Consider the following 26703-nt stretch of genomic DNA (forward strand, 5'->3'; position numbering starts at 1 on the left):
TTAACGATATTGGGCATATTCAGGTTCGTTTTGGAAAACCCAATCATAATATTGGCGACCTGACAATTGAGAGGCTGCCGCTTCATCAACCAGAATCCTACATGCAGAATGAAGCTGTAGTGCAGACGCACTAATCATCGAAGTGATAGGTCCCTCAACTGCCTTTGCCAAAATTGATGCTTTGCTTTCTCCTAAGGCAACCAATAGGATTGACCGCGCTTCCAAAATCGTACCAACACCCATGGTCATTGCACGACTGGGAACCTTTTCCGGATCTCCTCCAAACATTTCTGCATTTTGTCGACGTGTATGAGGGGTTAAGCTTTTATCCCTGGTTCGTGACATTAACGCGGACAAGGGTTCATTAAAACCAATATGACCGGTTTCACCAATACCTAACAATTGAAGATCTATTCCGCCCACTTTACGAATTTCTTCTTCATAGCGTTTACCTTCAGAATGCACATCCTGTGCCATACCGTTTGGAACATGTGTATTTTTCAAATCAATATTCACATGCCTGAATAAATGATAATCCATATAGCTACGATAAGAATTGGGATCTTCTGCGGACAAACCAATATATTCATCTAGATTGAAAGAATGACATCCGGAAAAGTCCAGCCCTTCATTTTTATGCATCTGGACCAAAATTGCATAAATCCGTTCCATGGTTCGACCCGTTGCCAGTCCTAAAACAATCTTTTGTTTTTCTTTGATTTTCCGGGCAATAAAAGTTGCCGCCAACTGTGCTGTTTTCTCTGCATCTGGGCGAATAATGACTTCCATTAATGTACTTCCTTATTTTTATATGCTTGAAGCGCCAGGTAATAGGCACCATCTAAAGATTGACCTTGAGCAGGAATAATATATTCACGCACTTTTGGAGATAATCGAGATAAGAAAATATTCGCCAGTCCCCCTAATAAACACAAAGGAAGATCCGCATATTCATCTTTTAGTAATGCCAAAGCCAAATCAGATATAATTTCCGCTGCTTTATCCAAGAATAAACTTGCGTCAGAACATCCTGTTTCCGCTTGCTCAATCAGCCATGGAACCAAAGAACCAAATTTTTGTGGTTGCGCTCTTACTGCCCACAACATTGGATCCTCTCCCTGCCGCTTTAAATGGTTATATAATTTTCTGCTTAAATCGGTTTCCGGCTTACGTCCCTCTATACGTTGCAACATGTCAGATATCAATTGCAATCCCAGCCAGGCTCCACCTCCTTGATCATCCTGCGGAAAACCCCAGCCGCTTAATTTTTTATGTTTATCATTGAAAATGGCATAGGCCACTGTCCCTGTTCCAATGGCAATAACCGCGCCATTTTTACCTTTATGCGCACCTAGACATGATGTATGAGCATCTGTTTCAAAAATAAATTTTTCAAAACCTGTGCATAATTTCCTAAAATTTTCACGGGCAACAGGAACCTCTGCACCGGCCAGACCAGCACCTCCATATAAATTAACATCCTCTGGTGTAATATCCAATTGTTTTAAACTGTTATCCAGAGTTTCTTTAATAGAAAACCAGCTTTCTTGCGTGTTACTCGCAATATTCGCTGGCCCCCCTTTATTTTCTAATAAAAATTTTCCATCAGCTGTAAAAATTTGTATGATGGATTTAGTGGCTCCACCATCAATACTGATTAATAAATCTTGTTTTTTTTTCATAGTCACCCAATCTAGATTATTCGTCGATTAAGCAAATAAAAAATTTAACAAATAAAAAAAATTTATTTACTTTATAAGCCCCTCATTTATTAATTAATTATTAACTTTTAAAATTCCAATAGAAGATAATAAATACGTTTCATTATTCTGGTTTAATTTTCCGATTTTCTTTACATCCATAAAGAATATAATGCTGAACAGGGTTAATACCTGCCGCTTTTACATCAGGATAGGTTTCCAGATAAAAATCCTGATCAAATTCACGAATAATGTCCCATTCTTTTAAATGAACTATTTGACTTTTATCTTTTAAATCATTCAGGAATTCCTGTTTTTGATTTCGTGAAAACCAGGGGTACCGGAAAAGCGGCTCCTCTTTTAGGTCATTTAGCGTTTTTTCATTATTTCTTGCTTCTTCTGGGGAACCTGTTGAGGGAATGGGCATCAATTTTAATCCACTATCCATAACCGCATAAACGATGGAATTATCTTCCCTGACAATTCCCCCAAATCCAGATTTAACATATCTTGTTGAATAATCCGTATGTTCATGTCCATAACGCCCAAAACGGTTATCCATATAACCAACTAGGGGAAAAGCCTCCCTGCTGACCGTGATACATGAACCCGCAATTAGTGGGGATATGCCCGGATTCTGCGCATTACAATCACCATAAAGCAATTTATCCTTCCATTCTGGAACGACAAAGGTGACATGTCCATGAATTTGGGCTGCCTTTGCCCATTCCACATCCCATCCATACATTGTTGGGAAAATATCATCATCCAGTAAAATAAACATATCGGCTTGCGTATAGTTGGCCAAGTAGTAAATCCCCCTGTTTTTATTCCAGGCGATACCCTTGTTTTTTCCCGTAATGTAATTTATTTTTTCCCTGTTTAAAACATCAACCGTTTCATCTGTTGAACCATCGTCACATACAATCAGTTCATATTCATTCAAGGAAAATTTTTGGATCAGGCGTATTTGTTCTATTAAATATTCAATCCGGTTAAATGTAGTTATTGCAATACCAATTTTCATAAAATTATCAACTTCACAAAATTAAATTCATTAAAATAACCCTCAATTCTGGTGTAATTGACACTCAACAGGCTTTAATGCTGGTTAAGGGTTTCATAACTAATTATTAACTTTTTTCTGCCAATCTCTCAAATAATTAATTTTGTTGTGTAATAATTTTACAAATTCTGGTTTGCCTGCCAATTTCCCGAACAGCATTTTGTCTCCCGCATATTCCGCAACGGGGTCCCCTGCCTTGAACATTTCGTGAACAGCTTGCTGATCCATAATACCATCCTGATATTGATAGGGAATTAGATCCTTTACATAATTTTCCAGGAAAACAAAAAATAATGCCGGTAAAACGGCAGTTGCATCAGGTGTTTTACCCCGATCGTAACATTCGGTTAAGGTGGGCGTAATAAACCCCGGGATTTTGGAAAAACTGTCTGCAGCCACGCGTTGATTCGTATCTTTTATATACGGATTACTAAAACGATCCAATACAACATCCCTGTATCTGGCCAAATCAAGGGGACTTGGTGTCAGACAAGGGATAACGTCCTCTGTAACATAATTCCATGCCATTTTCCTGATCTCAGCATTGGCCACATCCTCATGGATAAAGGAGAGCCCTGCCAAGGTTCCCGCCCAAGCGACACAACTGTGACTTGAATTCAGGATACGAATTTTTGCCTCTTCCCATGGATCAACCGATTTTACCATTTCAACCCCGACTTTCTCAAGTTCGGGGCGACCATCGATAAAATGATCCTCGATAACCCATTGAATGAATGATTCCGCCATAACGGGGGCGGCATCCCTGAAATGCGTGGCCCTATATACCCGTTCCGGTAAATCGGCTGAGGGACGGGGGGTGATACGATCCACCATAGTATTTGGAGAGAAAGTGTTTTTCCTTACCCATTCCAGCAACTGGTCTTCCCGAGACAGTTTCAGGAATTCGATAAACCCGTTTCTGAAACGTTCCCCATTGTGACGTAAATTATCACAACTTAACAGGGTGACAGGTTGGCCACCCTTTCTAATTCTTTCCTTTAGAATTGCCTTTAAGGCACCATAAATCGTGCAGATTTCACCCTTGAGTTCAGACTGGATATCCCTGCTGCTCTTATCAAGCTGATGATTGGTATCCAGGTAATATCCGCCTTCTGTAACGGTAAAAGCGATAATTTTTGTTTCAGGCCTGATCCCCTGTTCAACAAGGCCTTGCATTTTATCATCATAGGGCAGGATTTTTTGAATAGATGTGATTTTTTCATAATCCCGTTCACCTTTTGGGGTGACGGTTTCCAATATATACTGACCATCCTGTTTTGACAGGGCGTCCAACAACGAAGCCGTATCCTTGCGTATCCCCCCAGCCGCCACAATCCATTTTTCCCTGGTATTTTCCTGTAACAAACGATGAAGATACCATGCCTGATGGGCACGCTGAAAAGAACCAATACCAATATGCATCCATATATTTGTCATGACTGAACCCCTTGAGATAATTGTACCTATATTGCAGGATCATTGTGAATGAGATTATGTTCTGTATTAAAACATATTATATAACCAATTGAAATAATTAATAAATATTTTAAACAATGCGAATCATAATCAATTGACCGATTATTAATAAATTAATGATTTATCAAAATAATTTGATGGAGTGGAACGATATTTAGCAACAATGTCACTTCAAAAAGATAAGCAAATTTAATAATTTGAATTATTTGTTAATTTCTTTTTAGTATTCATCATTTAAAATGACCTCGGCATTACAGAGTTTACTGGAACAATTCCGTCATGCAACGCAAACGGAACGGGATAAGGGAACCAGTTTTGAAAACCTGATGATCAAGTATTTCAAAACTGAACCGGCTTATAAAAATAAATACAAGGATATTTTACCCTATTCTGACTGGGTGTCCTGTTATGGAAAGATCCTGAACATCACGGATAAAAAGGACACGGGTATTGATTTGGTCGGGGTCACTTTGAATAATGAACTTCATGCCTTTCAATGCAAAAACTATGATCCGGACAGGACAATCAGCAAAAATGACATAGACAGCTTCTTTACCGCTTCGGGCAAGAAATATTTTACCTATCGCTATATCATATCCACGACTGACAAATGGACAGAAAATGCCGAAAATGCCCTGGAAAACCAGAATCCCCCGGTCAGCAAGATCGATCTGCATCACTTGGAACAGAGTGTTATTGACTGGTCAAAATACTTGCATGAAGAAAAACCGGTTTTAAAACCCAAGAAAAAGCTGCTTGATCATCAGGCGTCCGCCCTGGAAGCCGTGCAACACGGCCTGAAAACCGCGGATCGCGGCAAACTGATCATGGCATGTGGTACAGGAAAAACATTTACCTCGCTAAAAATTGCCGAAACCATGGCGGGTAAGGGGAAAACCGTATTATTTCTGGTTCCAAGCCTTTCCCTGCTCAGTCAGAGCCTTACAGAATGGACGCAAGAGAGTGCCATTGAAATAAACAGTTTCGCGGTATGTTCAGACAGTGATGTAGGCAAGAAACATGCCAGGGAGGATGACCGTGTCATTGCGGGAATCAGTGATTTGCAATATCCGGCAACAACCCATGCCGAAAGTTTGAAAAAAGCGTTTCACGTGGCCCTTGATAATAATCCCGAAGCCATGACGGTCATTTTTTCAACCTATCATTCCATCGAGGTTCTTAACCAGGCGCAACAGGATGAAAACGCCATTCCGGCATTCGATCTGGTCATCTGTGATGAAGCGCACCGTACGACGGGTGCAACCTATGAGGGGGATGATGAATCCGCATTTGTCAGAATTCATGACAATGAATATATTCTTGGAAAAAAACGTTTATACATGACCGCAACCCCCCGGATTTATGCCGAAGCCAGCAAGAAAAAGGCCAGGGATGAATCTATTGTCGTCTATTCAATGGATGATCCGGCTATCTATGGTGAGGATTTATATGTCATCACATTTTCCCAGGCCGTATCACGAAACTTGCTGGTTGATTACAAAGTCATCGTTCTGGCCGTGGAGGAAAGCCACATCAACAGACGCCTGCAAGAATTGCTGAAGGATCAGGATAATGCATTGAAGGTTGATGATGCGGCAAAAATCGTTGGTTGCTGGAAAGCCCTGTCTAAACAGGGGCTGTATGAAAATCCCGATAATTCGGCGGATCCCATGCAACGCGCCGTTGCCTTTTGCCAGGTCATTGAGGCAACCTATAAAGGCAGGACACACAAAGTCAGTTCCAAACTAATCGCCGAGATGTTTGGCAAGGTTGTTGAACAATATCAACATCACGAAACCGAAGAACGTTCAAAAGAAAATCTTGACGCACTTCCGGACAGGGCCTTGAGCATGACTTGCGAGGCAGAACATATTGATGGAGGAATGAACGCGGGGGAAAAGGAAACGAAACTGGAATGGCTGAAATCCGAAATACCAGAAAATACCTGTCGCATACTGTCAAATGTCCGGTGCCTGTCCGAAGGGGTAGATGTTCCGGCACTGGATGCCGTTCTTTTCCTGACAGCCCGTTCATCCCAGGTGGACGTGGTTCAATCCGTTGGCCGGGTTATGCGCAAGGCACCCGGAAAAAAGTTGGGATATGTCATATTGCCCATTGTCATACCGGCAGGCATTGAGCCTGAAAAGGCACTGGATGACAATCAGACCTATCGTGTTGTATGGCAGGTTCTAAATGCCCTCCGTTCCCATGATGACCGTTTTGACGCAACCATCAACAAGCTGGAATTCAATGGAAAGGCCCCCTCAAGAATAGAGGTGATCGCTGTTGCCGACAAGATCGGCCCCAAAAGACAAAAGCAAACCAGATCTCAGGAATTAGTGGCAAGGGCGAGGAAAAGCCATATTATTGGCCAGGCTTCCCCACCCTCATCGAACCGGCAGGGAGACCTGGTATTCGAGGTTGGAGAAATTGAACGGGCCCTCTATGCCAAAATCGTTAAAAAATGTGGAAACCGGCATCACTGGGAGGACTGGGCAAATGATGTCGCCAAAATTGCCCAAACCCATATCGATCGCATCCAGCACATTCTGGACAACCCGAAAAATCATCAGGCCATTCATCTTTTCAACGAATTTGCCAAAGAGTTGCGGAATGATATCAACCAAAATCTCGATGATCATGAAATCATTGAAATGCTGGCCCAGCATATGGTTACAAAACCTGTATTTGACGCCCTGTTCGGACATTACCGGTTTACCGAGCACAATCCCATCTCAAAGGGAATGCAGAAAATCCTTGAACAGCTGGACAGGGAAAAACTGGACAAGGAACGTGCAACCCTGCAGTCCTTTTACGAATCCGTAAAAATGCGTGCCACGGGCATTGACAGCGTACAGGGCAGACAGCGCATCATCATCGAGCTATATGACAAATTCTTTCGCAATGCCTTTCCACGCATGACCGAAAGGTTGGGAATTGTCTACACACCGGTTGAGGTGGTGGATTTCATCATCCACAGCATCGAGCATGTCCTGAAAACCGAATTTGGCAGCAGTCTCGCCGAACCCAATGTCCATATTCTTGACCCATTCACAGGTACCGGAACCTTCATCACAAGGATGCTGCAAAGCGGCATTATCACAAAGGACAAACTACCCCACAAATATAAACGTGAAATCCATGCCAATGAGATTGTCCTGCTGGCCTATTATATCGCCACGATCAATATTGAATCAACCTATCACAGTATAATGACGCAACAAAACGATGCTGGCAAAACAGAAAAGAAAGAAGGGGAATATACATCCTTTGCCGGAATCTGTCTGACCGACACGTTCGAAATGGCGAAAGGCAGGCAAAAGGATATCGGAAAGGATATCCTGCTAAGGGAAAACAATGAACGGGTTTCCCGTCAGCAGGCCCTTGACATTCAAGTTATCATGAGCAATCCGCCCTATTCCGCGGGGCAGGAATCCGCCAATGACAATAATGCCAATCTTTCCTATCCAGACCTGGATGAAAGAATTCGTGAAACCTATGCCAAATATTCAACGGCAACCAATAAAAACGCGTTGTATGACAGTTACATAAGGGCCATCCGCTGGGCATCGGATCGAATCAGGGAATGCGGTGTTCTCGGTTTTGTCAGCAATGCCAGCTTTATCGACAGCAACACTTGTGATGGCTTGAGAAAATGTCTGGCTGAAGAATTCACCAGCCTTTATATTTTTCATTTACGCGGTAATGCAAGAACTTCCGGAGAGCAAAGACGTAAAGAAAAAGATAATATATTTAATATAGGAAGTCGTGCCCCCATTGCCATTTCAATTCTGGTTAAAAACCCCAATCAAAACCAGAGGGGACAAATATATTTTCACGATATTGGCGATTACCTCATCCGTCAGCAAAAACTGGAAACAATACGGAAATTCGGCAATATCGATGGAATCACCCGACACAACGGCTGGATCAATATTGTTCCTGACCGGTTCAATGACTGGATCAATCAGCGCGATCCAGATTTCAATGCCTATATTCCCATGGGTGATAAAAAGGATAGGCAAACAATAAGCATTTTTGAAAATTATTCTAACGGTATCAAAACAAATAGAGATGCCTGGGTTTATAATGCCTCATCCAAAAAATTGATTGCCAATATCCAAAAATCCATTCAGTTCTACAATGGCGAGGTTGATCGCTATCTTGCCCAACCCCAATCCACCAAAATTATAAAGGCTGAAGATTTCGTCATTTTTGATTCAACCAGGTTTTCATGGGATTTTGCCAATAAACAAGATTTAACTAAAGGAAAAAAATATCAGTTTGATTCTTCCTCCCTATATAAATCCCTATATCGTCCCTTCACGAAATCTTACTTGTATTTTAACAAAGATTTAAATAATCGACGTTATCAAATGCCACAGATTTTTCCAACTGCACAGACTGATAATCAAATATTATGTTTATCTGTAACTGGAACAAAAAAATTTAGTATTTTAATTTGTAATTTAGTTCCAGATTTACATTTAATTGGCGATGCACAATGTTTTCCCCTATATCTCTATGACATTTCTCCCCGTGAAAATGATTTGTTGGAAAAGGAAACACCCAAAAGACGGGACGCCATCTCCAATGATGCCCTAAAACATTTTCAGGCCGCCTATCCCGATCAGGCCATCACCAGGGAGGATATTTTCTATTACATTTACGGCCTGCTTCACAGTGAAGATTACCGCAGCCGTTATGAGGACAATCTGACCAAGGATCTTCCCCGTATTCCCCGTGTCAAGTCGTTTGATGATTTTACCGCCTTCACACAGGCGGGACGCATGCTTGCCGACCTGCACCTGAATTATGAAACTGTTGACTGTTACACCGGGGTTGAAATTGATGGGTTAACCCTTACCCCATCAGGAATTGTCGGGGGGAAAGACCATGAATTTCACGTTACCAAAATGAGGTTTCCCCAAAGGAATCAGAAAACGGAAGTCATTTACAATGACTGTTTCACCATCAGAAACATACCTGAGGAGGCCTATGACTATATCGTAAATGGAAAATCGGCCCTGGAATGGGTTATGGAACGCCAATCCGTTACAACAGACAAAAAAACAGGCATTACCAATGATGCCAACGACTGGGCCATTGAAACCATGCATGATCCAAAATATCCGCTTGAACTATTTCTTCGTGTCATAACTGTCAGTCTGGCAACAAGTAAAATTGTCAATGCCTTGCCTAAACTGAAACTGTAACAGTCAACAGAAATGATATTCAAGGAACAATCCTCATATAAACCAATTGTTATAAAGACAGAATGTTATCGTTGAAACTTGTCTCTTAAGAACGCGAATTTAATAATTCAAAATATTGTACCCACTTTTTATCGCATAATCTGTCATGAACTGACAAGAACATGATAGGAAAAAAAATGATTTTTTTGGGAAAAACAAGGTATCTGTCAGGAATTGGCAATATCCAACCCGTTTAAATGGTGGAGCCAAGGGGAATCGAACCCCTGACCTTCTGAATGCCATTCAGACGCTCTCCCAACTGAGCTATGGCCCCTTTTGAAAAAAATATATAACGGTTAAACCTGTAGATGGCAAGTTAAAAATGGTAACTTTTAATTTTTATCAAATGATGAAAAATTCAGACAATATTCCGGCTTTCTTTGATCAATATCCACTTCAGGAAAGATATTCAAAACAAAATCCGAACATATCTATCATCCGAACAGCAATTATTGATTGAACCAACAACAAACATCCCGGATTTCATCAATTATTCAGGTTTGGTCGCAAAAGCGATCGCAAAACGGTTCCAGGCATTGATAACATTAATGGTAACCGTCAACTCGACAATTTCCTGATCATCAAAATGTTTTCTGACCTGACTGTAAATTTCATCAGGGGCATGTTTTTCCGATACAAGCGTCAGTGTTTCCGTCCATAATAAGGCTGCCTGTTCCCGTTCATTGAAATAGGATGTCTCCCGCCAGGCACTGAGGGTCAAGATCCGTTTCAAATCCTCGCCTGCAGCCAGGGCATCCCTGGTATGCATATCAATGCAGAAAGCGCAGCCATTAATCTGGGAAGCCCTTATCTTTACCAATTCCCTCAATGAAACGGGAAGGATTGACTTTTTTGAAGCCTCTTCCAAATTCCACATGGCCTTCATCATTTCAGGAGCGGCCTTAAAATAATTCAGTCGTTTTTCTACCATCTCAAATTCCCTTTCTAAAATAAATTTTGGTTTCCCATAATAAAGAATATCTATTATAAGATGTATTTACAATGAATTTTATTTTCGGTTTTTCCAAATCGATTCCGACAATTTTTCATCTGATTTTATGATTGGGGTACAATGAGGTACATGGGGATTAAATTTCAAGAAAAATAGTCAGGTACTGAGTACCGGGGATTGTACCCTTTTTTTATTTTTCAGTGAGTTGTACACAGGTTTGGTTTAACAATATCTGGATAACCTAAATTTATTGAATGAATTCAACCTGTTAAAATCTGTACACTCTGTTGGAAAAATGGGGTACATTTTTTAAATAACGGGTACCACAGTACTAACAGGATTTATAAACAAACATCAAAAAATTTAAATTTTCTTTTTATTTTAAAGGACATGAAAAAGAAAAAAAAATTTGATACTGTTTTATCAAGACGAATAAGAAAGAATATGAATGTTAAAATCTGAAAAAAAATTGATGAAAGTTCTGAAAGGGGAAAAAATATGGCCACCCCCTTTATGGATGATGCGACAGGCAGGAAGATTTTTACCTGAATTTCGAAAATTAAGGGAACAGGCTGATTTTCTTACACGTTGTCTGACACCTGATCTTGCCGCTGAAATAACATTGCAACCCATAAGACGTTTTGCTTTTGACACCGCCATCCTTTTTTCAGATATTTTAATCCTGCCATGGGCGATGGGACAAAAATTACAGTTTGTTGAAGGAAAAGGCCCCATTTTACACCCTATTCATTCGGAGGAGGATCTGAAAAAACTCCATCCGAAACAGATTGATGAAAAAATTGAACCGGTCCTGATCACCCTGCAAAATCTTAATAAATTGCTTAATAATGGTGAATCGATTGGAAAAGCCTCACCTGGATCGGTAACCCTGATGGGATTTACAGGATCGCCTTTTACAGTTGCCTGCTACATGGTTGAAGGTAAATCCTCGAAAGATTTTTCAACTGTGTTTAAAATGATTTATCAAAATCCTGACTTGTTTGATAAGATCATTGATCTTCTTGCAGAAACAACAGCAACCTATCTTTGTCATCAAGTAAGGGCCGGTGCCGAAGCCATTATGCTTTTTGACAGTTGGGCGGGTCTGCTCCCTTCAACCCTGTTTCAGCGTTATGTCATTGATCCCACCCGACAAATCATTGACAGAATCAGACAGGTCTATCCTCTGGTCCCGATTATCGGTTTCCCGAGGTTGGCCGGGACACAACTGCTAACCTATATTGAACGGACAGGTTTAAATACGGTTGGAGTGGATCAATATAACGATATATCCTTCTTAAACCGTCAGGTATCCCCCACAGTTGGATTTCAGGGTAATCTTGATCCCTTGTGTCTGTTATATGGCGGGAACATGCTTCAGAAGGAAATTCATCGCTTATGTCATGAATTGAAAAACAGGCCGCATATTTTTAATCTAGGTCATGGAATATTACCTGCAACCCCTATTGAACATGTCGAAGAATTGGTTAACACTGTACATAATTTAAAATAATTGGGAGATTGGGAATGGACGATAGAATAAAACAGGTCATTCAACAGGCACCGCAGGCTGTTCATACTAATGGATCTTTAAAACTGGTTATTTTTGATTGCGATGGTGTTCTGGTTGAAAGTGAGCATATTGTGGCAGAAATTATGGGAAAAGAAGCTCGTCAATATGGATGGAACATAACCGATAAACAGGCCCGTGAAGAATTTACCGGAGTGCAAATGGTGGATATCGGAAAAAAGATAGCCAAGCATGCAAAAAGGAATTTACCGGATAACTGGGCTGAGGAAGCACATAAAAAGGTTGTCGAGGGCATGTTCGGCAATGTGGAAAAAATTCCTGGCGTTGAATCAATTCTGCAAACCCTACATGATTTGAAAATACCTTATCGTGTCGGTTCGAATTCCTCACAGGAGGAAATGAAAACAAAATTTGAGAAAACCGGATTGATGAAGTGGTTTCCCAAGGATCGTATTCATTCTGCTTATGAGGTTAGAAATTCAAAGCCTTTTCCTGACCTTTATTTGTATGCTGCTGAAGAAGAGGGGGTTAACCCTGATGAATGTCTGGTTATCGAGGATTCTGATACAGGTTTAAAAGCTGCCTATGATGCGGGGATGGCCTGTATGTTATTGAGGGATTTAAATAAAGCAGCACCAAATTATAAAGGGGTCATCCGTGTTGATTCTCTTCAGAAAGCTATCGATATCATAAAGGAAATTGTTCAATCTCAGCATAACAGGGAACATTAGTAATGATGTCCTCTCTATTGCCTTATGTCCTGTGGATAAAAGCTTTGCATGTCATTTCAGTTATTGCCTGGATGGCAGGTCAGTTTTACTTGCCCCGGTTATTTGTCTATCATTGTCAGGTAAACAAAGAAACAGATGAAAATGAAAGATTTAAAATAATGGAGTATAAATTGCTTCGTTATATTATTAATCCTGCAATGATGGCGGCTTTTTTATTTGGAATTTTATTGGCCTTGACTCCTGGGATCATTGATTGGCATGCAAAATGGTGGGTGGTTAAGCTGGTGGCTTTATTGATCTTAACAGGATATCATGGGTTTTGTTCACGTTGGCGTCGGCAATTTGCTGCAAATAACAATCATCATTCTGAAAAATTTTATCGCTGGATGAATGAGATCCCTACAATATTAATGATTATTATTGTTATCATGGTTATTGTGCAGCCTTTTTAATATTTTAAAAATATTTTTAATTACAGCAATTGTTACAAATATAAATTGTAACAATTGCTGTTCATACAGGATCAGTCCTTAATCATTATATTTCTGGGAAGCGTTACAACTGACCCATTGATAGGATTTTGGAGAGGATTTGTTATAGGATAACATGAACTGATTTTTTTCTTTTTGACAGATATTGTTTTGTTTTAGCAAACCAAGAACAGTTGAATATTCTTTCTCGCAGGTTTCCCTATCATTTTTTTCCTCTTTGCATTTTCTAGCCAGTGCAGCCTGTTGTCTGAATAAGGGATATAGATCTGGAGGAACGATATTGGGTATATCCATTGTCGTGAATTCATCAATTTTTGAGGAAAATGGAGGGGGAAGAATAATGTAATGATCTTTGGCGAAATTCTCCATTTCATTTATTGCCTTATTGATTCCAGCTAGGGGAATAGTGTATTTTTTTTGTTCATCAACAATTAATGTGAATATTTTTTGTTGTTTCAGATTATTGATAAATTGAACGGTACTAATAGGTTCCAGGACAGTTTTGTAAGTGTCTGTTTCCTCTTTCTTTAATTCACAGGTAAAATCACCAACATCTAGTTCAATAACGGGTTGATTGCTCCGTAATTTGTTAAGGGTAATGGAAATTCTTAATGAATAGCTGTAAGGATGCAATTTTATTGTAAGATCATTATTCTGCCCGGTGGAAGTTAACCAGGTTCGAGTGTAATTTTTGGTTAGCGACCAGTTTTCATAATGATCTTCTTGAATAAAAAAAGGATCCTTTGCATTGGTTTTTGCAATGAAGCTATTGCAAATAATCATAAGAAATATAAAAATGTATAAAAATTTTTTTAACATAGAATTTCCTTTAAAAAATAACAAAAAGAATGAAATATATCAGGATTTTAATAATATTAAAAAAAATATAGAGTAATTAATCTTTATATTTTAAAAAATATTTGTTAATTAAAGTTATTATTGTAATATAAATTAATGTTATTAATTGTTTTTTCTTTCCTTCGTAAATATATAAAGGTGAATACTACGATACAATTCTAAACTTATTATTAAGAAAGTTGCAAAATGACCAATACACGAATTCCCACATATTTACATATTGTAAGCACAATCGGAATTCTTACGGCATGTTTTATGTATGTATCTTATATTCCTCAAATTATCAATAATCTTAATGGTCATCCAACTCCACCTTATCAGCCCGCTGTGGCTGCCGTAAACTGTATACTGTGGGTATGGTATGCTGTACGTGTCAAAAACTGGCCCGTAGCGATCGCGAATGCTCCTGGAATTTTATTTGGAATTATCGCTGCGATTACTGCATTGTTTTATCAATAAAATAATTTTTCGAACTAATTTTCGTAATAGAAAACTTGCAATAATTCTAAGGTAAAGAACAAAAATGTTAGAAAAAGATCAAATTCCCAAATACATTCATATTGTGGGTTGGATAGCCACCATAACGGCATGTTGTATGTATGTTTCATATGTTTTTCAGATTATTGATAATCTTCATGGTCAAATTACACCTCCCTATCAACCGGCTGTGGCTGCTGTAAATGGTGCATTATGGGTTTGGTACGCTGTTAAAATCAAAGACTGGCCCGTGGCAATCTCAAACGCTCCAGGTATTGTTTTTGGTGCGATAGCTTGTATAACCGCAATACAATTCTGATTATCATATGAATTCTTGATTATATTGCTTTGTATATCTAATAAATAGCAAAGCAATATAACGTTTAAATATTTAAATTATTATAAAAAAGTATTGGCAAATATATGTGGAAAATAAGGAAAGTAAATCTATAATAACAATAAATTGAATTGATAATAATTATAAATATTAAAGATAATAATTCTTTAACCTTATGGATAAAGGATTATTTTTATGAATACAGAAAAGCCTTTATTTGGTTTTATGACGGTTCCTTTGATTTGGGGATATATTGCAATCGCGATATTTATGGCCGGTGATGGATTTGAGGCCGCTTTTTTATCAAAATATATAACTGATATAGGATTTTCTGAAGCACAATCAGGTTTTGTCTTTACTGTCTATGGGTTAATGGTTGCCTTGTCCGCATGGTGTTCTGGGGTTGTTGCGGAAATTATTACTCCACAAAAAGCGATGTTTGCAGGATTTGCCATTTGGGTAGCCATGCATATATTCTTCATGATATTTGGTCTCACCTATCACAATTATTGGATGATGGTGATTTTTTATGGCATTCGAGGACTTGGCTATCCTTTGTTTTTATATTCTTTTGTTGTACTTGTTATTTACAATGTTGATAAATTGCAAATTTCTAATGCAATGGGATGGTTTTGGGCGGCATATTCTGTTGGATTTGGTGTTATAGGTGGTTTTTTGCCAGGATTTATAAATCCGGTGATTGGGGAATACAATACTTTATGGATGTCTTTGGGTTGGGTTATTGTCGGTGGACTGATTGCATTAATTACGTTGCATAATGCAAGGACCAACAGGGAAAAAGCCAATCTGACTTTTAAAGAGAAAACAGCTGAATTAGGTCAGGCAATTACCATCTTATTCAGAAACAAGAATATATCTATGGCTGCGCTGGTTCGTATCATTAATACGACACCTTTATTTGGATTTGCTGTTGTAATGCCTTGGTTTTTAGTTGGAAAAACATCCCAGGATCATGGATTGGGATTTTCTAAAACTGAATGGCAAAATATCTGGACACTATTTTTGTTTGTTACGATTTTTACAAATATTTTATGGGGTATTTTGGCAGATTATATTGGTTGGTTACGGCAAGTACGCTGGGTTGGTTGCATTGGTGGTGTTTTTGCCTGTTTCAGTTTTTATTACATTCCAATAACATATGGTCATAATATTTGGATGGCAATGATACCGGCAATTTTATTTGGGATTACGGTTGCTTCTTTTATGCCTATGACTGCTATTTTTACAACTTTGGAACCGCATCATAAAGGGGCGGCAGTTTCAATATATAATTTGTCAGCCGGATTGAGCAATTTTCTTGGACCGGCTATTGCCACTACAGCGGTACCTTTCTTGGGGGTTGGGGGAGCAATCGGAATTTATATGGGACTATATGTTTTTGCCGCCTTATTAACGTTATTGATTAAAGTGAAACAGCCTTCAAAAGAGGACAGGATCAAATTTCGAGAAAATGGAACTGAATCAGAATATGATCAGATTATTTTGGAAAATTAGATTATGATAAAACAAAACTGTCAGTAATATTTATTCTGACAGTTTTTTTGTAATTAATTTATACAATTCTCGTTATCAATATTTAATGTCTGGCCAGATATATAATTTGAGTCAGAAAACGCTAGAAACAAGGCCGCTCCCGTAACAATAGCCGTTTTGCCTTTGAGTTTCGTAAAATTACTTTTTTTTGAAATAGATATTTTATTTACAGGCAATAAAATAGTGTTTTAAATTTTTTTTATTTAATTTTATAAATAAGGATTTACAAAATCAATTATATTTAATTGATACCAATAGTCTGACCACCATCCACAATCATGGCATAACCAGTAGTAAAGGTTGCTTCTTTGGAATCAAGCCATAATACAGCAGCAGCGATTTCCTCAGGTCTACCAAGACGGCCAATAGGTTCTTAAGCAATTACACGAGCTTTTCCTTCAGGCGTACCACCACTGAATCGCTCAATCATTGGCGTGTCAATAATACCAAAACAAATGGCATTGATCCGAATGTTTGATTTTGCATAATCAAGTGCGGCACATTTGGTAAGACCCATAATACCAAATTTAGTCGCGGCATAAGCAGCTTGCCCTTTAATACCAATAATGCCTGCACTGGAAGAAGTATTAACGATTGATCCACCACCGTTCCTAAGCTTAACAGGAATAAGATATTTCATATATAAGAAAACATCATTTAGGTTTATATTAATATAATGGTACCAATTGTCTTCTATAACCTCACCAATCGGTTCAACAGGTTGTTCAACATCAGCATTATTAAATGCTAGATCAATATGGCCAAACGTGGCAACTGCACGTTCGACAGTATTTTTTATCTGTTGGCTATTTCTTACATCAGCAGTAATAGCCAAGGCATGTTGCCCAATTTTTTCAATAAGGTTTACGGTTTTCTACAACCTAATTTCGTCCAGATCCACTAAAATTATATTTGCTCCTTCTCTTGCAAAAGCTAGGGCTGTGGCCTTAACCAATACCTTCTGTGGCACCTGTAATAAAGGTAACTTTATCAGTAAAACGTTTATTTTGATTTATAGTCATTTTTTAATTTCTTTTTTAGTAGTAATTTAATGAAAATTATTATTTATTCTTTTGTTTAGGGAATCATTACAGTGTCTTTTGTGAGCTTGCGTGATTCAAGTTTCTGATGGGCTTCAGTAGCGTGTTCCAAAGATAACTGAAGAGGTGATTGAATTTTTATAATATTATTCGAAATAATATCAAAAAACTCTTTACTCATGGAAAGCACGTCGGAACGTTTGGAAAGATATGTTGTTAAGCCAGGCCAAGTTGCATAAAGCGATCCTTTTTCTAATAAAGTTAGAATATCAAAAGGCGGAATAAGTCCTGAAGAAAAACCAAAACTAACAAAACAACCAAAAGGACGCAGGCAATCCAGTGAACCAGGAAAGGTCATTTTACCAATACTATCATAAACAACATGGCATCTCTGACCATGAGTGATGGCTTTAACTTGAAAGGTTTGTCGGATTAAAAACCGGGCTGTTAATCCTTTGAGTAAGGATGCGGCTGCGATTTCATAAGAGATGTTATCAGGCAAGGGTATAAGAAAATGTACAGGAACAATTGTTTGTTCTGCATAAGCACCCAAGGTTTCGATATAAGCTACTCGATCCCCAACGGAAAAATCTTTTACTCCCTCACCAATGGCAATAATATCGCCAGCCCCCTCTTTACCTGGAATAAATGGAAGTGGTGTATTAAAAATCCCTTTTCTTAAATAAATATCGACAAAATTGACTCCAATTGCTCGATTATGGATAAGAACCTCTCCAGCTTTGGGATGAACAATAGGTATCTCTTCATAATTTAAAACATTTGGGTTACCATAATTATGAATTTGTATGGCTTTCATTATCTGTATTCCTAGATTTGTAAATGTATTTTCAATTCGTGTTGTATATTTTTTAATAAAATCAACAGAATGGATGATTTAAAAATTGCGGATGGATTTAATTACAAAGGGAATAGATTAACGTGATTAGATTTAATAAGTTTTATGTGGTTATGAGAAAAAATCACAAATAAAAATATTGAATTTCAAGATCATCTGTATGAATTTCTTGATATTGATTCAAATTTTTCAAGTAAACTGTTAATAGAAATTGATTTAATCTCTATATCGAATAGCTTGAATAAAATTAGAAAAGGCTAACGACATATTTCTACGATTGGGATAATATAGGTGAAATCCTTGGAAAACAGGGCACCAATCATTCAATGTCTCTTGTAATTAACCATTGTGTAAATAAGGTGCAGCAAGTAGTTGGGGAATAAAGGCCAAACCTATTCCATCAAGGGCACTATTTAACATTTGTAAACTGCTATTTAAAATGAGAGGCCCATTAACTTTGACCGTGAATTTTTCATTATGTTTTCTGAATTCCCAGGCATAAATGTTTCCGGAATTATTATGTCGAATATTGATGCATTTATGATGGATCAATTCATATGGGGTTGTTGGAAATGAATTTTGTTGAAAATAATCAGGAGACCCGACTACAGCCATGCGCCGGTTCCTATACGAACAGCAATCATATCTTTGTCTATGGAATTTACAAGACGAATACCGGCATCAAATTTATGTTCTATAATATTTATAAATTCATAATTGATATGTAATTCTAAGATAATATCAGGGTATTGTATAAAAAAATCTTTTAAAAGAGGTCTTAGACACATTTCAATAGAATCATCAGTACAAGTTATTCTTATAGTACCTACTGGTTTACCACGTAATTCATTGAGCTTTTCAAGTTCCAAATTTATTTGATTTAAATGAAATCCAACCGATGTTATTAATTGTTCACCAATTTTGGTTGGAGAAACATTGCGTGTCGTTCTGGCAAGTAATCGTAAACCAAGTTGTTCTTCAAGATCTTTGATTATATGGCTTAAAGCTGATGGAGTTATTCCTAATTCAGCTGCAGCTTTTGTAAAGCTTTTATTTCGTGCTACGGCCAAAAATGATTGCAATGCATTAAGTGTCGTTTTTTTCATTTTATTGTCAGAGGTTTGAAAAAAATAAGAATATTAAATTGAAGAATAAATTTTAAAGTTTGGTTAGAAATTAAAGAATTATTTCATATATATAGTGTATTCGAATTTCCATTCGAAACAATTTCAAATTTTGTATACAAGGAAAACCTGTAATAAATTTTATCTTTAAAAGATAAAAAATTATATGGTACTAGAATACTTCATTGATTGTTTGAACAGTTTTGAAATTAAGATAATGAGCTATGCAGTAAAAGAAATTTTTCTTACCTTGCAGGGAGAAGGCTATTTTGCAGGCAGGACAGCGGTTTTTTGCCGTTTCTCCGGTTGTAACTTGTGGTCCGGACAGGAAAAAGACCGAGCTACTGCGATTTGTCAGTTTTGTGATACAGATTTTGTCGGAATGGATGGTTCTGGTGGTGGACGATTTGAAGATGCAAATTCGTTGGCCATAGCTATTGAAAAACATTGGGGAGAAAGGGATACTTCCTATCGTTTTGTTGTTTTTACCGGAGGGGAACCTTTGTTGCAGCTAGATAAATCCTTGATTGATGTTCTGAAGAAAAAAGGTTTTTTTATTGCTGTTGAGACAAATGGAACGATGCTTGTACCAAAAGGGGTGGATTGGATTTGTGTAAGTCCCAAACAAGGGGCTGCCCTAATGCAAATGCATGGGGATGAATTGAAATTAGTGTATCCACAAGAAGCGATGAATCCCCAGAAATTTGAATCATTATCTTTTAAGAGTTTTCGTTTGCAGCCTAGGGATGATGAGCAGAGAGATAAACATTTGCGTCAGGCAATCCAATACTGTCAGGATCACCCAAAATGGTATCTTTCATTGCAAACACATAAATTAATAGGAATTCCATAATGAAAAAAACAGCAGATTTTTCAGAAGGGGCCCTGGTTTTATTTTCGGGAGGCCAGGATTCAACAACCTGTTTGGCCTGGGCTTTGACACATTTCTCAATTGTCGAGACGCTAGGATTTGATTATGGACAACGTCATTTTGTAGAAATGGAATGCCGTTCGGTAATTCGCGAAAAGATCTTGAATATTCAACCGGAATGGAAAGAGCGTCTTGGAGAGGATCATATTTTGAAATTATCAGATTTGGGAGCGATTTCTGATACATCCTTAACGCGGGAAACCGAAATTGAATGGAATAGGCAGGGATTACCTTCGACCTTTGTTCCTGGAAGGAATTTACTTTTTTTAACTTATGCCGCGATTATTGCAAACAGAAGAAATTTGCGGCATTTGGTTGGTGGTATGTGTGAAACAGATTTTTCAGGATATCCTGATTGTCGGGACGATACGTTAAAAGCTTTGCAGGTTGCGCTTAATCTGGGAATGAATACGCGATTTGTTTTGCATACACCATTAATGTGGCTTGACAAGGCTGCAGAATGGAAATTGGCTGCAATTTTGGGAAATGATTCACTTATTGAATTAATCAATAAGGAAACGCATAGTTGTTATTTGGGCGATCGTACCCATTATCATGAATGGGGATATGGTTGTGGTCATTGTCCTGCCTGCGAATTACGTCAGGCTGGATGGGAGACCTATTTGCGGCAAAAGGAAATGTTTGGTGTTTGATTTGGTTTTTACTCGTCGTTATTCTATGGGGCATCGTTTGATTCACGGGGCTGGAGATATTTGTGCCACACCGCATGGGCATAATGAAGAGGTGAGCGTTTATTTAAAGGCTCATGAAGCGGAAAGACTGGATGGTTCTGCAAATATGGTCCTTCCTTTCTATTATGCAAAAAAGAAATGGCATCAATTTGTGGATGGTTCCATAGATCATTCTTTTCAGCTTTCAGAAGATGATCCCCTTTTGCCTTGGTTTATCAAAAATGAACCAAAACGTGTAAGGCATTTAGTCGTGACACCAGGTGATCCAACAACTGAATTAATGGCTTGTTTATTAATGATCAAGGTCAATACAATTTTGGATGCAGAAAAAACCGGCTTATATTGTTTTAAAATCGATATCAAGGAAACCCCGACAAATACGGTCAGTTTTTCGGGCAATCCTTTTGATTTTGTTCCCCAATCGAAAAATGGACAAGGTCATTGGTGGGAACGGCCGGATATGTCAATTTCTGATTTGGAAATCTAGAGGGTGAGTTGATATAATATCGTGTGACGACTGGTACAATCTTCCAGTTCCATTGTTGTCGGAATATTATATTCATGAATAGGGAAAAGTTCTTCTTTGGGTAAATAATTACGTCCAGGATCTGCAATAATGACCTGTGCACCGGTGGCGGCACATTTTTTTAGCCAGGGCCAGATATGCCTAGTCATTGGGGCTTCATAACAAACGTCACCACAAAGAATCAGATCCCATTGACAGGGTAGTCCAACAATATTTTTGGAATTTTTATCTAGAAGAATATGATTGGCCTTTGCATTTGATGCACACGCTTGCTGTGCCAGAGGGTCAATATCTGCGACTTCAATAAATTGCGCGTTGTTTTTGCCCGCTGCAATGGCGGCAATTCCACATCCTGCTGCAAAATCCAGGACTTTTTTCTGTTTAACAAATTGAGGATGATCTATAATATACCGTGCGAGAGCTTTTCCCCCAGGCCAAGCAAAAGCCCAGAAAGGCGGTTCAATATTTTGCTCGGCAAGCCAGTTTTCAGTCGCTTGCCAAATAGGTGTAATATCACTGGCTTGATAAAGTGAAATTTCCGGAACAAAATCAACTTCTTTTAAAATGGTATAATCGGAAATAAATTTTTGGAATAGTGCCGGATTCATTGAAAAATATTTCCCATTAATAAAGCCAGGGCGATCAATATACCGGCATCACGATTGGATTTGAACAATATTAGGCAACAGGTTGGGTTGCATAAGTCAAAGTTTTTAAGCTGCCATATAAAATGGCTCAAGGGTAAGAGAAGGGCACAGAAAGAAACCCAGCTATTCTGATTTAAAATCATGGCAATCAATAACATTATGATACAAAAGCCATAATTTGTACTCACGAAAATCTTTCCTGCCTCCCCGGCCCATCGGGCGGTTGATTTGACACCAATTCGTTGATCATCTTCTATATCTTGATATCCGTAAATAGTATCAAAACCGATTTGCCAAAAAATAGTTGCGGCATATAATGCAAATTGGGACCAGGATAAACAGCCTGTAGCGGCGGTATATCCAAGGGGGGCACCAAATCCAAATGTAAATCCCAGAACAAGTTGTGGCCAGGCAAAAATTCTTTTTGCACCAGGATAGAGAGCAACAAGAATTAGGGAGGAAGCGCCCAAAAGCCATGAAAGCGGATTTAGCTGTAATAGAATGAGAAAACCAAGAGTCAAGAGAACAAGTAAAAAACAAACTGCTTTTTTTAGGGAAATTGTATTATTTGCAAGGGGTCTTTGTTGTGTTCTGGCAACCTGACGGTCAAAATCACGATCCCATATATCATTTACAACACAACCGGCGCTGCGCATGATGATACTGCCCAGCGCAAAAAGAAATATGAGTTTTAAGCGTATTGCCCAATTGATTTGATGGGGTAATAGGATTCCCCATAACCCCGGGATAAAGAGAAGCCAGTTTCCAATCGGGCGATCCAGTCTGGATAAGATGACATAAGGTTTTAAGGAAGACGGTAAAAAATTAATCCAACTTGATAAATTGATATCAGAATATGATGATTTTTGATTCACAGTTAATTCCAAAAGGTAAATTTGTGCCTGAATATCGAGGATGGCGTAAAAGCTTTATGGATTTTATAGTATAAAACTGTTTTTTTACTAGAAAAAGATTGTTTGAATATTTTGTTACAGAACGGTGGAATGAATGTCTTTTGTACCGCGTATCTATATTGATTTAGATCAATCTATAACATTGGTTGCAAATGAACCTTGTTATTTATCTGCTACGATTGCTCATTATCTAGGAAATGTTTTACGGTTGAAAAAAGGTGGCAGGGTTATTTTGTTTAATAACCGAGATGGAGAGTGGATTGGTGAAATAGAGCATATATCCAAAAACAAAGGGGTTGTTCATCTGTTGGAGCAGGTAAGGTTACCCATTCTTGCTCATGGACCAACCTTGCTTTTTGCACCCTTGAAACGAGATGCAACAGATTTGGCTGTTCGTATGGCGACTGAATTGGGGGTCAGAATTATTCAGCCTGTTCAGACATTGCGAACAAACAGTCAAAGAATTAAAGATAAAAGGTTACTGGCTATCGCCAAAGAGGCTGCAGAACAAAGTAACCGTTTGACCATTCCCGAAATAAGGTCACTTTGTTCCCTATTCGAAATTTGTGATGTTTGGCCACAGGACAAGCCTTTGCTGATAGCGCTAGAGCGTGGAAATGAAAGAAAGATTGATGCAACTTTTCAACCATTATATAATGGAAACGAAGGGCTCCTTATTGGTCCCGAAGGAGGGTTTGATGAATGTGAAATCGAAAAATTACTTTCCTATAAATTTATACTTCCTATATCCTTGGGAAATCTTGTTTTAAAAGCGGAAACAGCTATTGCTGCAGGACTTGCAAAATTATTTCCTTATGTAAAAGCTTAATATAGTATAATAATTACTTCTTTTTTAAAAATGTAAATGTAGATAGATTGTATATGTCCAGTTTAATTGATCATGATCAGACTCTAGTAACTTCCGTAAAACAATTGGCTGATTATTTGGCCGGTGGATGTAAACCTGTTCAAAATTGGCGTATTGGTACTGAGCATGAAAAATTTGGATTCATTAATTCTCAGAATGATCGTGATTATTTATTCCCTCCCGCTTATAAACCGGATGGAATAGAGGATGTTTTAAAAAATATTCAAGATCAGCATGAAAGCTGGCAGCCGCTTTACGATATGAATAACCTTATCGGATTTAATGGTGACAGGGGTGCGATTTCCCTTGAACCGGCTGGACAATTTGAGCTATCTGGGGCGCCTGTTGAAACTTTGCATGAAACGCGCCGGGAAATGGATTTGCATTTTCAGGATATGCATCGTGCTGCTGACTCTTTGGCATTGGGATTTTCTCCTTTGGGATTTCATCCGTTTGCACGACGTGACCAAATGCCCTGGATGCCCAAAAAGCGATATGAAATTATGAAAGCCTATATGCCAAAGGTTGGAAAACTTGGCCTGGATATGATGACAAGAACTTGTACAGTTCAGGTCAACCTGGATTTTTCTTCAGAAAAAGACATGGCACGTAAAATGCGTGTATCTTTGGCTTTACAGCCCATATTTACCGCTCTATTTGCAAATTCACCCTTTTATGAAGGAAAACCGAGCGGGTTGCAGTCAATGCGTGCATATATCTGGACAGATACGGATAATCAGCGTGCAGGTATGCCCGATGTTTTTTTTGACGATCATTTTGGTTTCGAACACTATATCGAGTGGCTGTTGGATGTGCCGATGTATTTTGTCATTCGTCATGGTAAGATGATTGATGTTTCTGGGGCATCTTTTCGGGCATGGATACAGGGTAGAACACCTGCGGGTTTGGAGCATGAGAAACTGACCATGGGAGATTTTAAAAACCATATAACAGTCGCTTTTCCCGATGTCCGTTTGAAACAATATCTTGAAATGCGGGGTGCGGATGCAGGATCAAGGGAAATGATGATTGCAATGTCGGCTTTCTGGACGGGATTATTGTATGATTCTTCAACGTTGCTGGCTGTGGAAAAACTGGTCAGGGAACAGGAATGGTCTGTCTATAAAGCTTTAAGAAATAAAGTGATCGGACAGGGATTGTCAGCATCAATCGGTAGAGAAAACCTTAGGGAATTTATGAAGCGTCTTCTTCAGTTGGCTCAACAAGGATTGAAAAATCGCAATTTTAAGGATGAGAATGATGATGATGAAACCAAGTATCTGATTCCCCTATTTGAAATTGCTGAGGGAGGTCCAACCCAGTCTGAATATTGGTTACACCGTTATGAAACGGTTTGGGGGGGAGATGTAAGGCGAATTATGAAAGAGTCTATGATTTAGGGAAGATAAAAAATTAATTTTATTGTTCTTTGAGTCATTAAGGTTGAATATTGTAAATTAATAAATTGATTTTATAAAAGGAATTTAGTCATGTCGATTCAAAATTTTGAATTTTATAATCCAACACGTATCGTTTTCGGACAAAATACAATTGAAAAATTGAACAGCTTAATTCCTAAAAATGCAAAAGTACTAATTACTATAGGAGGGGGCAGTGTTCGCAAAAATGGAACCCTTGCTGAGGTACAAAAGGCATTGGATGGTCGTCATGTCGAGATTTTTGAAGGAATAGAAGCCAATCCTATTTTTGAAACTCTCATGAAAGCTGTTGAGAAAATTCGTCAGGAAAATTTTGATTTTATATTGGGCGTTGGCGGAGGATCTGTCATGGACGGGACCAAATTTATCGCCGGGGCAGTACATTGCAAGGATGATCCTTGGAAATTGGTACTTGATGGTGGAAAAGATATTCAGCAGATTGTTCCTTTCGGATTTGTTTTGACCTTACCGGCAACAGGTTCGGAAATGAACAGTAATGCTGTTATCTCACGGAAGACAACAGAAGATAAATTGCCGATTAAAAACGAGCTTTTATATCCTGTATTTTCTATTCTGGATCCAACGAAAACATTCAGTTTACCGAAAAAGCAAGTTGCAAACGGAATTATTGATGCTTTTGTCCATACTACAGAACAATATTTGACTTATCCAGTTAATGGATCCATTCAAGATCGTTTTGCTGAAGGGATTTTGTTAACTTTAATTGAAGAGGGTCCAAAGACCTATAATAATCCAGAGGATTATGAATCTCGCGCAAATTTTGTATGGGCAGCAACAATGGCCCTAAATGGCTTGATTGCCGCAGGGGTTCCGGAAGATTGGTCCACTCATATGATTGGACATGAATTGACAATTTTGTATGGTCTTGATCATGGGCAGACTTTGGCGATTGTACTCCCATCCTTATTAGAGGAAATGCGTCAAGATAAACGTGAAAAACTTCTTCAATATGGTAAGAGGGTATGGGGATTAACAGGATATAGTGATGAAAAGATTATTGATGAAGCAATCAGCAAAACAAGGGAATTTTTTGAAAGTTTTGGTGTAAAAACCTATTTACACGAATATGATATTGATAATAATGCTGCGGAAAAGGTAATTGAGCAATTAAAGAGACATCATATGACCGCATTGGGGGAAAGAAAAAATATTACACCTGATGTAAGTTATCGTATTGTGCAGGCAAGTCTTTAACAATAATTACATTTCTGCTGAAA

22 protein-coding genes, 1 tRNA gene and 2 pseudogenes are annotated in these 26703 nt (G+C 38.3%); 13 read left to right on the top strand and 12 right to left on the bottom strand.

Annotated features, from left to right (window positions below; genetic code table 11):
* The 4 genes from nagB to dalD all read right to left on the bottom strand — a co-directional run bounded on the left by nagB (window position 1) and on the right by dalD (window position 4203).
* On the bottom strand, window positions 1-789 hold the full coding sequence (nagB, locus tag GN303_RS00065) for a glucosamine-6-phosphate deaminase (protein WP_110439211.1): 789 nt from the start codon (window positions 787-789) through the stop codon (window positions 1-3).
* A complete protein-coding gene (locus tag GN303_RS00070) occupies window positions 789-1682 on the bottom strand; it encodes a BadF/BadG/BcrA/BcrD ATPase family protein (protein WP_110439212.1) in 894 nt (297 codons plus the stop codon). The genes nagB and GN303_RS00070 overlap by 1 nt, the downstream gene beginning before the upstream one ends.
* Window positions 1683-1824: 142 nt before the next feature.
* Complete coding sequence (locus GN303_RS00075) at window positions 1825-2727, bottom strand: glycosyltransferase family 2 protein (RefSeq protein WP_110439213.1); 903 nt, start codon at window positions 2725-2727, stop codon at window positions 1825-1827.
* A 99-nt stretch (window positions 2728-2826) separates the two neighbouring features.
* Window positions 2827-4203: a D-arabinitol 4-dehydrogenase gene (gene dalD, locus GN303_RS00080; RefSeq protein WP_231504032.1), complete on the bottom strand. Its 1377-nt coding sequence runs from the start codon at window positions 4201-4203 to the stop codon at window positions 2827-2829.
* Between the two features lie 278 nt (window positions 4204-4481).
* Between dalD and GN303_RS00085 the strand changes: the two genes are divergently transcribed.
* The gene (locus tag GN303_RS00085; protein WP_110439214.1) at window positions 4482-9458 is read left to right on the top strand and encodes a DEAD/DEAH box helicase; all 4977 of its coding nucleotides are present in this window, start codon (window positions 4482-4484) and stop codon (window positions 9456-9458) included.
* A gap of 237 nt (window positions 9459-9695) precedes the next feature.
* On the opposite strand, the gene GN303_RS00090 is transcribed toward GN303_RS00085, so the two are convergent.
* Window positions 9696-9771 (bottom strand) — tRNA-Ala (locus GN303_RS00090).
* 216 nt (window positions 9772-9987) lie between these two features.
* Window positions 9988-10428 carry a carboxymuconolactone decarboxylase family protein gene (locus GN303_RS00095; protein ID WP_110439215.1) on the bottom strand — a complete coding sequence of 147 codons (441 nt, stop codon included), beginning with the start codon at window positions 10426-10428 and terminating at the stop codon, window positions 9988-9990.
* A 469-nt stretch (window positions 10429-10897) separates the two neighbouring features.
* Here GN303_RS00095 and hemE point away from each other — a divergent pair, with 469 nt between their 5' ends.
* Genes hemE through hemJ form a run of 3 tightly spaced genes read left to right on the top strand, consistent with a single transcriptional unit; the run spans window position 10898 to window position 13163 of the window.
* On the top strand, window positions 10898-11962 hold the full coding sequence (gene hemE / locus GN303_RS00100; protein ID WP_110439216.1) for a uroporphyrinogen decarboxylase: 1065 nt from the start codon (window positions 10898-10900) through the stop codon (window positions 11960-11962).
* Between the two features lie 14 nt (window positions 11963-11976).
* Window positions 11977-12711 (top strand): HAD family hydrolase, encoded by a 735-nt coding sequence (locus GN303_RS00105; protein ID WP_110439217.1) that lies wholly within the window; start codon window positions 11977-11979, stop codon window positions 12709-12711.
* A 2-nt stretch (window positions 12712-12713) separates the two neighbouring features.
* Entirely contained in the window at window positions 12714-13163 is a 450-nt protein-coding gene (gene hemJ, locus GN303_RS00110) for a protoporphyrinogen oxidase HemJ (RefSeq protein ID WP_110439218.1), read from the top strand.
* A 78-nt stretch (window positions 13164-13241) separates the two neighbouring features.
* Here hemJ and GN303_RS00115 read toward each other — a convergent pair whose 3' ends face one another.
* Window positions 13242-14021, bottom strand: a complete 780-nt coding sequence (locus tag GN303_RS00115) for a hypothetical protein (RefSeq protein WP_110439219.1) — start codon at window positions 14019-14021, stop codon at window positions 13242-13244.
* Window positions 14022-14246: 225 nt separating this feature from the next.
* On the opposite strand from GN303_RS00115, the gene GN303_RS00120 reads away from it, so the two are divergent.
* The 3 genes from GN303_RS00120 (at window position 14247) to GN303_RS00130 (ending at window position 16389) form a co-directional block, all read left to right on the top strand.
* Window positions 14247-14519: a hypothetical protein gene (locus GN303_RS00120; RefSeq protein ID WP_110439220.1), complete on the top strand. Its 273-nt coding sequence runs from the start codon at window positions 14247-14249 to the stop codon at window positions 14517-14519.
* A gap of 64 nt (window positions 14520-14583) precedes the next feature.
* Window positions 14584-14856 carry a hypothetical protein gene (locus tag GN303_RS00125; RefSeq protein ID WP_110439221.1) on the top strand — a complete coding sequence of 91 codons (273 nt, stop codon included), beginning with the start codon at window positions 14584-14586 and terminating at the stop codon, window positions 14854-14856.
* 213 nt (window positions 14857-15069) lie between these two features.
* Window positions 15070-16389, top strand: coding sequence for an MFS transporter (locus tag GN303_RS00130; protein ID WP_110439222.1), 1320 nt, complete (start codon window positions 15070-15072; stop codon window positions 16387-16389).
* Window positions 16390-16669: 280 nt separating this feature from the next.
* Here the strand turns inward: GN303_RS00130 and GN303_RS08775 are convergent.
* From GN303_RS08775 to GN303_RS08785, 3 genes and pseudogenes are all read right to left on the bottom strand, one after another.
* Window positions 16670-17263, bottom strand: a pseudogene (locus GN303_RS08775) (SDR family oxidoreductase).
* A gap of 242 nt (window positions 17264-17505) precedes the next feature.
* Window positions 17506-18285 carry a quinone oxidoreductase family protein gene (locus GN303_RS00140; RefSeq protein WP_110439223.1) on the bottom strand — a complete coding sequence of 260 codons (780 nt, stop codon included), beginning with the start codon at window positions 18283-18285 and terminating at the stop codon, window positions 17506-17508.
* Window positions 18286-18663: 378 nt separating this feature from the next.
* A pseudogene (locus tag GN303_RS08785) lies at window positions 18664-19430 on the bottom strand (LysR family transcriptional regulator).
* 235 nt (window positions 19431-19665) lie between these two features.
* Between GN303_RS08785 and queE the strand changes: the two are divergent.
* From queE to GN303_RS00160, 3 genes are read left to right on the top strand one after another with little or no spacing between them, the layout of a single operon-like run.
* On the top strand, window positions 19666-20301 hold the full coding sequence (gene queE / locus GN303_RS00150) for a 7-carboxy-7-deazaguanine synthase (protein ID WP_110439224.1): 636 nt from the start codon (window positions 19666-19668) through the stop codon (window positions 20299-20301).
* On the top strand, window positions 20301-21032 hold the full coding sequence (queC, locus tag GN303_RS00155; protein ID WP_110439225.1) for a 7-cyano-7-deazaguanine synthase QueC: 732 nt from the start codon (window positions 20301-20303) through the stop codon (window positions 21030-21032). The genes queE and queC overlap by 1 nt, the downstream gene beginning before the upstream one ends.
* Complete coding sequence (locus GN303_RS00160) at window positions 21025-21558, top strand: 6-pyruvoyl trahydropterin synthase family protein (RefSeq protein WP_110439226.1); 534 nt, start codon at window positions 21025-21027, stop codon at window positions 21556-21558. Before queC ends, GN303_RS00160 begins: the two co-directional genes overlap by 8 nt.
* On the opposite strand, the gene GN303_RS00165 is transcribed toward GN303_RS00160, so the two are convergent.
* Window positions 21555-22205 carry a class I SAM-dependent methyltransferase gene (locus tag GN303_RS00165; protein WP_110439227.1) on the bottom strand — a complete coding sequence of 217 codons (651 nt, stop codon included), beginning with the start codon at window positions 22203-22205 and terminating at the stop codon, window positions 21555-21557. The two genes, GN303_RS00160 and GN303_RS00165, sit on opposite strands and share 4 nt — an antisense overlap.
* Window positions 22202-23119, bottom strand: a complete 918-nt coding sequence (ubiA, locus tag GN303_RS00170) for a 4-hydroxybenzoate octaprenyltransferase (RefSeq protein ID WP_110439228.1) — start codon at window positions 23117-23119, stop codon at window positions 22202-22204. The genes GN303_RS00165 and ubiA overlap by 4 nt, the downstream gene beginning before the upstream one ends.
* 133 nt (window positions 23120-23252) lie before the next feature.
* On the opposite strand from ubiA, the gene GN303_RS00175 reads away from it, so the two are divergent.
* The 3 genes from GN303_RS00175 to GN303_RS00185 all read left to right on the top strand — a co-directional run bounded on the left by GN303_RS00175 (window position 23253) and on the right by GN303_RS00185 (window position 26680).
* A complete protein-coding gene (locus GN303_RS00175; protein ID WP_110439229.1) occupies window positions 23253-23987 on the top strand; it encodes an RsmE family RNA methyltransferase in 735 nt (244 codons plus the stop codon).
* 53 nt (window positions 23988-24040) lie between these two features.
* Window positions 24041-25426 carry a glutamate--cysteine ligase gene (locus GN303_RS00180; RefSeq protein WP_110439230.1) on the top strand — a complete coding sequence of 462 codons (1386 nt, stop codon included), beginning with the start codon at window positions 24041-24043 and terminating at the stop codon, window positions 25424-25426.
* Between the two features lie 90 nt (window positions 25427-25516).
* A complete protein-coding gene (locus tag GN303_RS00185; protein ID WP_231504033.1) occupies window positions 25517-26680 on the top strand; it encodes an iron-containing alcohol dehydrogenase in 1164 nt (387 codons plus the stop codon).
* Window positions 26681-26703: the final 23 nt, after the last annotated feature.

Source organism: Commensalibacter melissae (genome assembly GCF_009734185.1).
Taxonomy (GTDB): domain Bacteria; phylum Pseudomonadota; class Alphaproteobacteria; order Acetobacterales; family Acetobacteraceae; genus Commensalibacter; species Commensalibacter melissae.